The organism is Bacillus sp. FJAT-28004 (genome assembly GCF_001280845.1).
GTDB lineage: Bacteria > Bacillota > Bacilli > Paenibacillales > Paenibacillaceae > Pristimantibacillus.
In genome coordinates, this window is record NZ_LGHP01000001.1 from 2,241,547 (window position 1) to 2,254,687 (window position 13,141).

Below are 13,141 nucleotides of genomic sequence, written 5' to 3' on the forward strand. Positions count from 1 at the left end.
TGTTCTATCGCATTAATAGCTGAATGCTTTTGCGAGCGTGTTAAACGCTTGCAAAAGCTTTTTTTTATTTAGTGTGTTTTTGTGCAAAAATTGAGTAATAGGCACATATTTGTCATGATTAACGACCAATTGGGAGTATTAACCGTTTTCAATTTAGATAACGAGACAATAAGGGCTTTATAACAGTTATATGCATATTTATACTGTTTGCTCCCATTTGATGATGCTGATAATATTCATTCATGCTTACAAAATAGATACGGGGAGATGGATTTACTTGGACGTACTAAGGCAGTTGAAAGCATTTTATTGGGCAGAACGAAAGTTTATGTTCACCTCAATATTTTGCTTAATGTGCGCTACGGCGCTCGGACTTGTCTATCCGAATTTACTGCGGTACTTGATTGATGATGTCATTACGCCACGAAAATTCGAGTTAGTACCGACGCTTGCTTTTACAGTAGTCGGAGTCATTATCTTTAAAGGGTGTATGCAGTATTTACATGGTTTTTTTGGTGCACGACTTGGAAACAAAGTAGCGTTCCACATGCGGAATGCGCTGTACGACAAGCTGCAGAAGCTGTCCTTTCAATATTATGACAAAGCGAAAACAGGCGATTTAATGTCTCGTCTGACAGCTGATTTGGAGGCGATTCGCAACTTTATCGGTTTTGGCTTTGCGCAAATCTTGAATATGGTGCTAATGATCTTGTTCGGCGGTGCGATGATGTTGTCCATTCATTGGCAGCTAACGCTAATTACGCTAGTGACTATACCGCTGCTTGGTTTCGCCGCCATTCGTTTTGAGCGTAATATTCATCCCGCGTTCCGCGAAATGCGTCAAGCAATGAGTAATTTAACGACTGCGGTTCAAGAGAATATTACGGGTGTACGCACCGTTAAGTCTTTTGCACGCGAATCGCATGAAGTGTCGAAATTTGCAGTACGCAGTGAAGCCTACCAGACGAATCAAGTTGGCGCAGCAAAAATTTGGGCGAAATTTTTCCCTGTAATGGAGCTCGTTGCGAACTTAAGTGCGGTTATCCTTCTTGTAACCGGCGGTATTCTTGTTATTAACGGATCGCTTCAGCTTGGCGAATTCGTAGCATTTTTCAGCTTAATTTGGTACATTATCGGCCCGATGTGGGGCCTTGGGTTCCATATTAATAACTACACGCAGTTCAAAGCTTCTGGCGAGAGAGTACTAGGACTGCTAAATGAACATGTTCATGTAAAAAATATTGAGCATGCGATTGAGGTTACAAGCGATACAGTGAAAGGACATGTGCGCTTTGACCATGTTACCTTTAGCTATCCTGACAAAACGCCGGCGGTAACCGACTTGGTCATTGATGCGCCAGCTGGCTCTGTCATTGGATTTCTAGGTGCGACAGGCTCAGGTAAATCAACAATTATTCAATTGCTAATGAGAGCCTACAATGTGAAAACAGGTTCGATAACGCTCGATGGCATCGATATTAAGAATTTGGATGTCGCCAGCCTTCGTTCCTTAATTGCTCCCGTGTTCCAAGAAACGTTCTTATTCTCCGCTTCGATTCGCGATAATATCGCTTATGGCGTGCGGGATGTAACACCAGAGCAGATCGAACATGCGGCTAAACTTGCAAAAGCACATGACTTCATTTTGGAACTGCCGCTAGGCTACGATACAATCGTCGGCGAAAGAGGAATGGGCTTGTCCGGTGGACAAAAGCAAAGGATTGCGATTGCGAGAGCACTCATTAAAAATCCTAGAATTTTAATTTTGGATGACGCAACAAGCGCGGTAGATATGGAAACCGAGCATGAAATTCAAGCGGGCTTCAAGGAACTGATGGCCGGCCGCACGACCTTTATTATTGCACATCGGATATCTTCGCTTAGACATGCCGATGAAATCATCGTATTAGACAAAGGTCATGCCGTTCAGCGCGGAACACATGCAGAGTTGATAAAGCAAAAGGGACCATACCGCGACACCTACAATATTCAATATGCTGACTATCCGCTTGATGATGCTGCCGTGGCTGCGCAAGCGAATGAGCGGAAAGGGAGTACCGTATAATGAGTACGAGTGCCAAAGCAAAGGCTAGCAACAAAAATGAGCGCTTCATATACCAAGACGATGAGCTGATTGAAAAACCCTTTAACTGGAGTCAATTGCGTCGATTGTTCGGATATATGAAACCTTACTCAAAACAATTAATGCCCGTCATCATTATGATGATCCTTGGTACATTGACACGTCTTGGCGTGCCGGCGCTCGTCATCCTCGCGATTGACGAAGCGATTGCTCCTGAGAATGGTGAAACAAGCGTATCCAAGCTGATCACTATAGCAAGCATCATGCTGGTGTTGTATGTTATTCAATGGGCATCCAATACGTACCGGATCAAATATACGAACATCATTGGACAAAAAGTCATTTACGATCTCAGAAATCATTTATTCCAGCATATTCAAAAGCTAAGCTTCCGTTTTTATGATAAACGTCCAGCAGGCTCAGTACTCGTTCGTGTAACGAACGACGTTAATGCACTGCAGGATTTGTTCACAAACGGGGTCGTCAACTTATTGATGGACTGTGTGCAACTGTTCGGTATCGTCATTATTTTGCTCGTATGGAACTTTAAGCTTGGACTCGCGGTGATGATAACCGTGCCGCTCATGTTTATTGTGTCGACGACGCTGCGCAAAAAGATTCGTTTTGCATGGCAGGATGTGCGCATTAAGCAGTCCCGCATTAACTCTCATTTAAATGAAAGTATTCAAGGGATGAAAGTTACGCAAGCGTACGTACAAGAGAAAGACAATATGAGCTTTTTCGATCATATGAACACGGTCAACAATAAATCATGGAACAGAGCGTCATCGTTAAACCAAACGTTTGGTCCAGTAATCGAAATCACTTCAGCAATCGGTACGTTTATTCTTTTCTGGTACGGTTCACATCTAATTCAAGTAGGAGCCATTACGGTTGGTTTGCTTGTCGGATATGCCAACTATATAGGGAACTTCTGGGACCCGATCAACAGACTAGGACAAATGTATTCCCAGCTTCTCATTGCTATGGCTTCATCAGAGCGGATTTTTGAATTTATTGATGAAGAACCGACTGTAGCAGAACAAAAGGTGGCAAAACCGCTGCCTAAAATTGTAGGCGCGGTGAAGTTCGATCACATCGTGTTCGAATACGAGAAGGGTAGACCGGCACTCAAGGGCATTACTATTGATGTGAAGGCAGGCCAATCCATTGCTCTCGTAGGTCATACAGGTTCAGGAAAAAGTACGATCATTAACCTATTATGCCGGTTCTATGATCCAGTTGAAGGTCGAGTGCTCATCGATGGCATCGACATTCGTGATGTGACGATCGAGAGCTTGCGCTCACAGGTCGGCATCGTACTCCAGGATACGTTTATTTTTGCAGGCACGATTCGCGACAATATTCGGTATGGACGTTTGGATGCGACCGACGCTGAAGTCGTAAAAGCGGCTCAAGCTGTTAATGCGCATGATTTCATCATGGGGCTTCCTGATGGCTATGATACGCAGGTAGAGGAGCGAGGCAATGTGCTATCCATGGGTCAGCGTCAGCTGCTGTCGTTCGCCAGAGCATTGCTTGCTGATCCGCAAATACTGATCTTGGATGAAGCGACAGCCAGCATTGATACTGAAACGGAGTTAAAAATTCAAGAGGCGCTTAAGACGCTGCTTGCTGGTCGTACATCCTTTATGATTGCTCACCGATTGTCAACGATTCGTCATGCGGATGAAATTATCGTGCTTGACCATGGTCAAATCGTCGAACAAGGCAATCATGAAGCATTGCTTGCAAAGCGCGGCGTATACAACGGCTTGATCGAAGCGCAATACCGTTTTCTTTAAAACATAAGCAATAATCCTATCTTTATCATCAATTGCTTATAAAAATAGTTGATTTTTGAGCATAGAACCTCCACAATGGAAGAAAAAACGAACCGAAACGATTGTCACTGCCTTTTGGGCAGAGCTGCCGATTCGATTTGCTTCCAGGAGGTTCTTTTTGTTTATGTATGGATCACCCTTAACAACGAATGCTCGTAAGTTGCTGCTGCTAGGCTCCGGTGAGCTTGGTAAAGAGGTCGTGCTGGAGGCTCAGCGACTTGGCATAGAGACGATTGCTGTAGATCGTTATGACCAGGCGCCAGCCATGCAAGTTGCACATCGCAGCTATACGACCGATATGCTGGACGGAGCTGAGCTTCGCCGTATTATCGAGAAGGAGCAGCCTGACTTTATTGTTCCGGAAATTGAAGCGATCGCAACCGAAACGCTGCTAGAGCTGGAGAAGGAAGGACATCGCGTCATTCCTACGGCACGCGCAGCTTGGCTGACGATGGATCGCGAAGGTATTCGCCGCTTGGCTGCTGAGACTTTAGAGCTGCCAACGGCTCCATATCGATTTGCAGACACTTTTGACGAGCTATGTCTCGCGGCTGAAACACTTGGCTTTCCATGCGTCATCAAACCAATTATGAGTTCCTCAGGTAAAGGACAAAGCGTCTGCCGATCCGAAGCGGAGCTAGAAGCATGCTGGAGCTATGCGATGGAAGGTGGACGTGCGAAGAAGCAGCGCGTTATCGTGGAGGGTTTCGTAACATTTGAATCCGAAATTACGCTGCTTACCGTTCGATCTGTTTCGGGTACGAGCTATTGCCCGCCAATTGGTCATGTGCAGAAGGATGGCGATTATATCGAATCCTGGCAGCCGCATCATATGACAGAGGCTCAGATCGCACAAGCGGAGTCAATAGCGCAACGCATCACAGACGAGCTGGGCGGGTATGGTATTTATGGTGTTGAGTTATTCATTACAAAGGATGGCGTCTTGTTTAGTGAAGTATCGCCGCGTCCGCATGATACAGGCATGGTAACGATGGCGACTCAGGATTTGTCTGAGTTTGCATTGCATGTAAGAGCTATTTTAGGATTCCCTATTCCAACGATTCGATTGCTGACGCATGGTGCATCACATACCTTGAAAGCAGACCGTGAGTCTTCCGATTTCCGCATCGGAGGTATTGAAGAGGCGTTGTCGGTTCCTAATACACAGGTTCGGGTTTTCGGAAAACCGGAAACGAAGGTCGGACGTAGAATGGCCGTTACGCTAAGCACAGCTCCAAATGTTGAACAAGCACGCGATTTGGCTCGTACAGCTGCGGAAGCTCTTTACGTATCGTATAATAACGAATAGAATGTTCATTTTAAGGCAGGTGTAGCAGCTATGGGAAAGAAACAGAAGAAAATAACGTCATCAGCTCCAAGATCAGCTCCAAAAAACGAGCCGGACAATGGCTTGACGCTTAAGGATTTGCTCAGTAATGAGGTACTTGGCAAGTTAAAAGCACAGGCTGATGATATGAAGCAAGCTGAGGCATTACGCAAAGAAGAGCTTCGCAAACAGGAAGAGGAAAAGAAAAAGCAGGAGCAGAAGCGTTTGGAAAACGACTTCTCTTATTTGCTTGACAATAGTGATCCTAATTGGTCAAAGCATAAATCATAGGATTATAGTCGTAGTTCAATAAGATAATCTGTTCTCGATAAAAGCACCTTAGGGTGCTTTTTTTTTGTTGCGCATATGCCTAATGGGTTAAATTCAGCAATCCATATTTTTATATTTACTTTTGACGAATTTCTTTTGACTCAAAATGCATGCAAGGTTTACCTGATGAACGAAGTACCATAAGGCTTGGCATTATGCTTGTCTTAAAACCAAAGGCTTTGCAACCTTTAGGGGCACTCGGCTCCCATGTTATAAAATAATGCTTGCATTTCATACAATCAATGCGATCATTCGTATTCATTTGCATATGGATACCTCGAATATGATTTTGGATGTGGATTTGAACCGTAAACCATATTACGAAGGATGAGTGATAAAGTCAATCCTAAACGTTTAATAATACAGGACTTAGTATCACATTCGTATGTTTTTTATTAAAATTGTTACCATGCATACATAAATTTAATGAATCTGTAAAACATGCTAACAACAGTTAATCCAACGAAACGTTTGTAAACGGCTTTTTATTACTAAAATTCCTCCATGTACGATAAGAGTATAACGCTATGTTTCGTGGTCGAAGCTGGTAGAAGCATCTGGAGCAAGGAAGTACATCAATTGCTTATGCCGCTTATTGAAAATGAGTTGTGGAAATTGTGGAACAAAAAAAGTTTTTTTGTTATTGTGTTAATTATGCTTGCACTTATTCCGATTATTACATACGCTGAGCTGATGGTTATGAATAAGTTATTGTCATTCGGTGTAAATCATGATGGTATCCAATGGCTGCAATTCAACTATACGTTGAAATGTTCGGTTAAGTAAGCATAGTGTGTTATCCTTATATGTATCTCTTTTGGCAATGTGTAAAATAAAGCATCCTAAATGAGTATTAATTATTTTCATTGACGTTAATCTGAAACCGGCTACTTATTAGAACAGCTTGCAACGATTTATCAAACTAAAGTGCCTGAGTTTTCCTTTACCGTGCTTGCGATTATTGGTATTCTTACACGAATCGTTTCCATAGGAGACTTTACGAAACATGACAAATTGAATTAAAATAGCTTGAAGATACGGAAACGTGATTAAAGATAGGGGGACGCTCATGTCTGAGCAAACAGATCTCTTCGCAAATACAGCGGCCGCAGACCGAAATTATGAGGCCGATGATATACAGGTGCTTGAAGGGTTAACCGCAGTAAGAAAAAGACCGGGCATGTACATAGGAAGTACAAGCAGCTCGGGTTTGCATCATCTCGTTTGGGAAATTGTCGATAATGCAGTAGATGAGCATTTGGCTAAATTTTGTTCGGCCATAGAAGTAACGCTGCATAAGAACGGCTCAGTAACCGTACATGATAACGGGCGTGGTATTCCTACCGGCATGCATAAGACCGGTATACCTACACCGCAGGTCGTTTTTACAATTTTGCATGCAGGCGGTAAGTTTGGCGGCAGCGGATATAAGAAATCCGGCGGTTTGCACGGCGTTGGTGCGTCAGTAACAAATGCTTTGTCGGAATGGCTTGAGGTCGATATTTACCGTGACGGCAAAATTCATAGACAACGTTTTGAATATTGGGTTGATGAAGCGGGGCGTGAGCATGTTGGTGAGCCCGTACGCGGCCTTGAGGTAATAGGAACTACGAATCGGACAGGCACTAAGGTTACTTTTAAGCCAGATGGACGTGTTTTTCAAAATGGTACGACACTAAGTTATGATACGCTGGCTGAACGTTTGCAAGAGATCGCATTTCTGAACTCAGGGCTGAAAGTAACGATTAAAGACGACCGCAGCGGCAAACAGGATGTGTTTCATTATGAAGGCGGAGCTCGCCAATTCGTCCAGTTTTTGAACGAAGAAAAGACCGTACTGCATGATGTTATTCATTTTGCCAGTGAACGGGATGATATTGAGGTGGAGGTAGCCCTCCAATATAATGACGGCTATACCGAGACGATAGCTTCATTCGTTAACTCAATTCCAACACGCGGCGGCGGTACACATGAAACTGGTTTTAAAACCGCTTATACTCGTGTCATGAATGATTATGCCCGCAAAGCATCGATGCTGAAGGAGAAAGACAAAAATCTTGAAGGCAACGATTTGCGTGAAGGCATGATGGTCGTAATTAATATCAAGATGTCTGAGGTTGAATTTGTCGGACAAACAAAGGATCAGCTCGGCAGCTCATCTGCACGGAGCGCAGTTGATGCGATCGTTTCTGAGAAGATGCAGGTATTTCTAGAGGAAAATCCTCAAATCGCCCAAATGCTGTTAAAGAAATCGCTTCAAGCCTCAAAAGCGAGAGAAGCTGCACGCAAAGCGCGTGAAGAAATTCGCAGCGGCAAGAAGCGGAGCGAGAGCTCTAATCTAAATGGCAAGCTAACCCCTGCGCAGTCTAAGGATATAACGCGTACGGAGTTGTTTATTGTGGAAGGTGATTCTGCCGGAGGTTCAGCTAAGCAGGGCCGTGACTCGAAGTATCAAGCACTGCTGCCGCTTAAGGGAAAACCAATGAATCCTGAGAAGGCCAAGCTCATCGATATTTTGAAAAACGACGAGTATAAGGCAATCATTTCAGCAATAGGCGCGGGCGTAGGCTCGGAGTTTGTAGCAGAGGAATGCAACTATAACAAAATTATTATTATGACAGATGCGGATACAGACGGTGCTCATATTCAAGTGCTGCTTCTTACTTTTTTCTACCGTTATATGAAGCCATTAATCGATTTGGGACGCGTATATATCGCTCAGCCGCCATTGTACAAAATTACTCGTAAATCCGGCAAGCTGGAGACGATACGCTATGCGTGGACGGATGAGCAGCTGCAAAACTATTTGAAAGAATACGGTAAAAATTATGAGCTACAACGTTATAAAGGGCTTGGTGAGATGAATCCCGATCAATTATGGGAAACGACGATGGATCCTGAGAAGAGGACGCTTCTACAGGTACAGATCGAGGATGCTGCCAAAGCGGAGCGCAGAGTATCGACGCTTATGGGAGATAAGGTTGACCCGCGTAAACGCTGGATTGTTGAAAATGTCGATTTTATGGAATACGAGGAATAGGGGGATTTCTGCGTGAGTATGCTGGAACAGTTTTTACCGGCGTTTTTGGAGGAAGTGGTAGGCGACCGCTTCGGACGCTATTCAAAGTATATAATTCAGGACCGTGCCATTCCTGACGTTCGCGATGGTTTAAAGCCCGTGCAGCGTCGTATTCTATATGCGATGTATGATTCAGGAAATACACCGGACAAGCAATACCGCAAATCGGCTAAAACAGTCGGCGACGTAATGGGTAACTATCATCCGCATGGAGATTCGTCTATTTATGAGGGTATGGTGCGGATGGCACAACCTTGGAAAATGGGACATCCGCTTGTGGATGGGCATGGAAACTGGGGCTCTCAGGATGATGATCCTGCAGCAGCTATGCGTTATACGGAAGCTCGTTTATCGCCAATTGCGATGGAGCTGCTTCGTGACATCGAGAAAAGAACAGTACAATTCAAAGATAATTTCGATAATACGACAAAGGAACCGGTTGTGCTGCCATCGCGGTACCCTAACTTGCTCGTTAACGGAACTAGCGGCATCTCTGCCGGCTTTGCCACGGAAATCCCGCCTCATAACCTGCGAGAGGTTATTGATGCTTGTATCGCCCTTATGGGAAGCCCAGAGTTAACGCTCGAAGAGCTTATGGCGTATGTGAAAGGGCCGGATTTTCCTACCGGAGGCATTATAATGGGCGAAGAAGGCATTCGCGATGCTTACGCTACGGGTAAAGGACGTATCTACATTCGCGCCAAAACGGCTATCGAGGATATGCGCGGCGGCAGGCAGCAGCTTGTCATTACTGAAATTCCATATCAGGTCGTCAAATCACGTTTGGTTACCGCAATGGAAAACATTCGGCTAGAGAAGAAGGTCGAAGGCATAGCAGAAGTGCGTGATGAGAGCGGACGTAATGGCTTGCGCATCGTTGTTGAGTTTAAGAAAGATGCCGATGCACAAGGTATTTTGGCATATTTGTTTAAGAAAACGGATCTACAGGTAGCTTACAGCTTCAATATGGTCGCAATCGTGAACAAAACACCGATGCAGCTCGGTCTGAAGCAAATATTATCAGCTTATATCGATCATCAGAAGGAAGTAGTCACATTCCGCACGAAATACGATCTGGAGAAGGCTGAGGATCGCGCTCATGTGGTTGAGGGGCTAGTGAAGGCTCTCAACATATTGGATGAGGTCATTGCGACGATCAAAGCCTCCAAAAACCGTGGGGATGCGCAGGACAATTTGGTTGCTAAGTTTGGCTTCTCAGCTCGTCAAGCGGATGCTATCCTTACTTTGCAGCTATATCGCTTAACGAACTTGGAGATCACAACACTTGAGAAAGAGCTTAAGGAAGCGATGAAGAAGATTGCTTACTTGAAATCGATCTTGGCTAGCGAAAAGAAGTTGATTGGTGTCATCAGGGATGAACTTCTCGAAATTCAAACGAAATACGGCATTGATCGTCGTTCTGTTCTGCGTGGTGAAATTGAAGAGCTTAAAGTTAACCTCGAAGTGCTTGTTACACCTGAGGATGTGCTGGTCACACTAAGCCAGGATGGCTATGTAAAACGGACGAGCATGCTCTCGTTTACGAGATCAGGTGGCGAGCTGCAAAACGCAGGCGTCAAGGAAGGCGATTTCGTACGAGAATTACTTGAGGTCAATACGATTGACAATTTGCTGTTGTTTACGCGCAAAGGTCAATATTATTTATTGCCTGTGCATCAAATTCCAGAGTTTAAGTGGAAAGATACAGGAACCGCGATTGTGAATGTTGTTCCAATTCCTAAGGATGACTCTATAGTCAGTGTCATTCCAATCAAAGATATTTTGGCTTCTACTGCATCACTTGTATTTGTAACGAAACGAGGCCAAGTGAAACGGACGGAACTTAAGGAATATGCAACGACTAGATCCACGGCTGTTGCAGCTTGCAAGGTGTCAGAGGGCGATGAGATCATTCGAGTTGTGCTGAGCGACAGTTCGAAGCAAATCATGCTTATCTCCAAGCAGGGAATGAGTATCCGGTTTGCTGAGACTGAGGTTAATTCGATGGGTAGAGTTGCAACAGGCGTCAGAGGCATACAGCTTAAGGATGGAGACGAGCTTGTCACCGCGGAATGGGTTGCTGAGGATGAAGGCGAATTACTCGTCATTACCGACATCGGTTACGCAAAACGTACATTGCTTCTGGATTATCCAATTCAGGGCAGAGGCGGAAAAGGCGTCCAAACGTTCGAATTCAAAGAAGGCAAACGAGTTCGTCCAAATGGTTCATCGCTTGTAGGAGCTTATTATTGCAAGGCAGCGAAAGAAATCCTAGTGATAACTTCATCTGGGGCTAAGCTTTCAGTCACATCGGAGAAAGCGCCGATTGAAGATCGTAAATCGATTGGCAAGCTCATTTTCCCTGTAGAGAAAAACGATGTTATTACGAGCACGCTTGCACGCTCCATCTCAGATACTAATCAAAAGGTCGATTAGGCGGATCAAATCGCTCAATTACCTCCAATATGGCTTCAAGCATGACCCACAATGGTACCAGCTCATCCGGGCGGTCCAGCCATTGTGGGTCTTTTATGATGCCGTATTTTTTGATTTTTTGAATGATTATTGCTTTTCTTTCTTCCACTGGGAGCACGCTCCTTACATGTTAAGCATGAATAGACATAGCGCTAGGCTTTCGCCTTATTGTATGTCTAACCCTGTCATAATGTTCAACAATATATCGATTAATAGCGCAAATTATTAATTGGGTTAATCTTTTATTCGACAATAAAGACTGCTATAATAAATAACAAATAGGTGGAAATTGACAGAGAGCGAGTGTGGGAGTATGGTGTCTGGAGAATTTACTCGATTATGGACGAAGCTTTCGCGTGAATGGAAAAACAATTTGGAACAGTCGCTTGCTCCTTTGACCGAAGGGCAGTTGAATGTATTAGAGTTGATGCTGCAGCATCAACCGATGAAGCCGTCGGATCTGCTCCAATATTTGGCTACTACGCCTGCTGCAATTACAACACTGCTTGATCGGATGGAACGAAATGAGCTCATTGAACGCACAAGGGATGATCATGATCGAAGAATCGTGTGGGTTTCTGTATCAGAGAAGGGCAAAGCTGAAGCAGAGCGCGGTACAACGATTCGGACCGAAATGATCGAACAATCGCTGGACCGCATTTCCTCTCATAACCAGCAACTGCTGGTTTACTTGTTAGGCAAAGTTGCAAACTTATAAACATATTCTGATCATGCAGCTTATTTCATAGAATCGAGCCGATTGCGCAACATATCGTAATTTTTCTGAAGCACATCATAGTCGGCTTTTGTTAACAAAGTATCGTTTGAAGCAGCTATTGTTTCTTCAATCGGCAATATGCGATATCGGTACGAACGATCTGGTTTGTACCGATGCACCCATGTAGGAATGGGTTCAACATCAGTTAAAGAAATAGTGCCGTCTGTCATGTTCTTACGAATATTAACTTTAAAAATAACTCCGTAATCCTTCGATTCGCCCCGCTGATTAGAAATGAAATTTCCCATAGAATAAATAATAAGTCCCATTTTTACATGACCATTCTCATCGGTTGTTTCAAACACTTCATATGGCTGGACGACATGGGGATGTGAGCCGGCAATAATATCTGCTCCCGCTGCAACAAGTGATCGAGCCAGACGTTTTTGTTCATCGTTCGGTGTAATCTGATATTCGGTTCCGAAATGAAGAGAGATGGTAATGAAATCTGCACCTGCTTCACGTAGCCGTATGATATCTGCTTTAATCTTTTCCTCATCAATCAGCGATACGAGGTAAGGCTTGCCATCTGGTATGGGAATACCGTTCGTACCATAGGTGTAAGCTAACAATCCCATAACAATACCATTTTTTTCGATTAGGGCGGCTCGGTCTGCTTCCTCTTGCGATGCGGCTGTTCCTTTACTTGGAAGATCAAGCGCCTTTAGATTCTCAAGCGTGCGCAGCACGCCTGATTCACCTTTATCAAGCGAATGATTGTTAGCATTAGTTATCAAATTAAATCCAGCGTCCTTGAGAGCTTCACCAAGTTCAGTTGGAGCGTTGAAGGCTGGATAACCAGTATAGCCGTAATCTACACCTGCAATGGGTGTCTCTAGGTTGGCGATGACCCAATCTCCCTGCTCCAAAATCGGCTTAACCTCTGCAAAAAAAGGCTTGAAGTTATAACGATTCGTGGTCTTGTCGAAAGCTCCGGGAAGCTGTGGCGTATGCATCATGATGTCGCCTACTGCCATCCACACGGCATCGGCATATACAGGCTCTGGAGGTGCTGTCGGTTCGGGTGATGGAGAAGGGGAGACGACTGCTATCTCAGTAGGAGTAGGTTCAACTGAAGCTGTAGGGAACGAGTTAGCAGGTGCAGAAGCCCTCTCGATAATGGAGGGCATTAAAAATATAACCAGTAAGCCGAGTAAGCTTAGTACTAATAATACAGATTGGGTTTTTCGGTGCCTTTTACGGCGCATTGGAATTTCGTCCTTCC

The 13,141-nt window shown here is 44.4% G+C and carries 10 protein-coding genes; 8 read left to right on the forward strand and 2 right to left on the reverse strand.

Going from position 1 to position 13,141, the window contains the following annotated elements; genetic code table 11:
- The first annotated feature begins 277 nt into the window (after positions 1-277).
- From AC787_RS09520 to gyrA, 7 genes are all read left to right on the forward strand, one after another.
- Positions 278-2,065: an ABC transporter ATP-binding protein gene (locus AC787_RS09520; protein ID WP_054024553.1), complete on the forward strand. Its 1,788-nt coding sequence runs from the start codon at positions 278-280 to the stop codon at positions 2,063-2,065.
- Complete coding sequence (locus tag AC787_RS09525; protein WP_054024554.1) at positions 2,065-3,888, forward strand: ABC transporter ATP-binding protein; 1,824 nt, start codon at positions 2,065-2,067, stop codon at positions 3,886-3,888. Before AC787_RS09520 ends, AC787_RS09525 begins: the two co-directional genes overlap by 1 nt.
- A gap of 163 nt (positions 3,889-4,051) precedes the next feature.
- Positions 4,052-5,236, forward strand: a complete 1,185-nt coding sequence (gene purT, locus AC787_RS09530) for a formate-dependent phosphoribosylglycinamide formyltransferase (RefSeq protein WP_054024555.1) — start codon at positions 4,052-4,054, stop codon at positions 5,234-5,236.
- Between the two features lie 30 nt (positions 5,237-5,266).
- Positions 5,267-5,545, forward strand: coding sequence for a YqkE family protein (locus tag AC787_RS09535; RefSeq protein ID WP_054024556.1), 279 nt, complete (start codon positions 5,267-5,269; stop codon positions 5,543-5,545).
- A 618-nt stretch (positions 5,546-6,163) separates the two neighbouring features.
- A complete protein-coding gene (locus AC787_RS09545; RefSeq protein ID WP_152970614.1) occupies positions 6,164-6,370 on the forward strand; it encodes a hypothetical protein in 207 nt (68 codons plus the stop codon).
- Between the two features lie 283 nt (positions 6,371-6,653).
- On the forward strand, positions 6,654-8,624 hold the full coding sequence (gene parE / locus AC787_RS09550) for a DNA topoisomerase IV subunit B (protein WP_054024558.1): 1,971 nt from the start codon (positions 6,654-6,656) through the stop codon (positions 8,622-8,624).
- A 12-nt stretch (positions 8,625-8,636) separates the two neighbouring features.
- Entirely contained in the window at positions 8,637-11,099 is a 2,463-nt protein-coding gene (gyrA, locus tag AC787_RS09555; RefSeq protein ID WP_054024559.1) for a DNA gyrase subunit A, read from the forward strand.
- On the opposite strand, the gene AC787_RS34440 is transcribed toward gyrA, so the two are convergent.
- Entirely contained in the window at positions 11,080-11,247 is a 168-nt protein-coding gene (locus AC787_RS34440; RefSeq protein ID WP_162839307.1) for a hypothetical protein, read from the reverse strand. The genes gyrA and AC787_RS34440 overlap by 20 nt on opposite strands.
- Before the next feature lie 204 nt (positions 11,248-11,451).
- Between AC787_RS34440 and AC787_RS09560 the strand changes: the two genes are divergently transcribed.
- Positions 11,452-11,856 (forward strand): MarR family winged helix-turn-helix transcriptional regulator, encoded by a 405-nt coding sequence (locus tag AC787_RS09560; RefSeq protein ID WP_054024560.1) that lies wholly within the window; start codon positions 11,452-11,454, stop codon positions 11,854-11,856.
- A gap of 20 nt (positions 11,857-11,876) precedes the next feature.
- Here the strand turns inward: AC787_RS09560 and AC787_RS09565 are convergent, their stop codons facing one another.
- Positions 11,877-13,124: a CapA family protein gene (locus AC787_RS09565; RefSeq protein WP_054024561.1), complete on the reverse strand. Its 1,248-nt coding sequence runs from the start codon at positions 13,122-13,124 to the stop codon at positions 11,877-11,879.
- Positions 13,125-13,141 lie beyond the last annotated feature (17 nt).

Bases quoted from the DNA above. Each gene is read 5' to 3' on its own strand.
- AC787_RS09525 (WP_054024554.1), top strand. From the start codon at position 2,065: ATGAGTACGAGTGCCAAAGCAAAGGCTAGCAACAAAAATGAGCGCTTC.
- purT (WP_054024555.1), top strand. From the start codon at position 4,052: ATGTATGGATCACCCTTAACAACGAATGCTCGTAAGTTGCTGCTGCTA.
- AC787_RS09535 (WP_054024556.1), top strand. From the start codon at position 5,267: ATGGGAAAGAAACAGAAGAAAATAACGTCATCAGCTCCAAGATCAGCT.
- parE (WP_054024558.1), top strand. From the start codon at position 6,654: ATGTCTGAGCAAACAGATCTCTTCGCAAATACAGCGGCCGCAGACCGA.
- AC787_RS09560 (WP_054024560.1), top strand. From the start codon at position 11,452: ATGGTGTCTGGAGAATTTACTCGATTATGGACGAAGCTTTCGCGTGAA.
- AC787_RS09565 (WP_054024561.1), bottom strand. From the start codon at position 13,124: ATGCGCCGTAAAAGGCACCGAAAAACCCAATCTGTATTATTAGTACTA.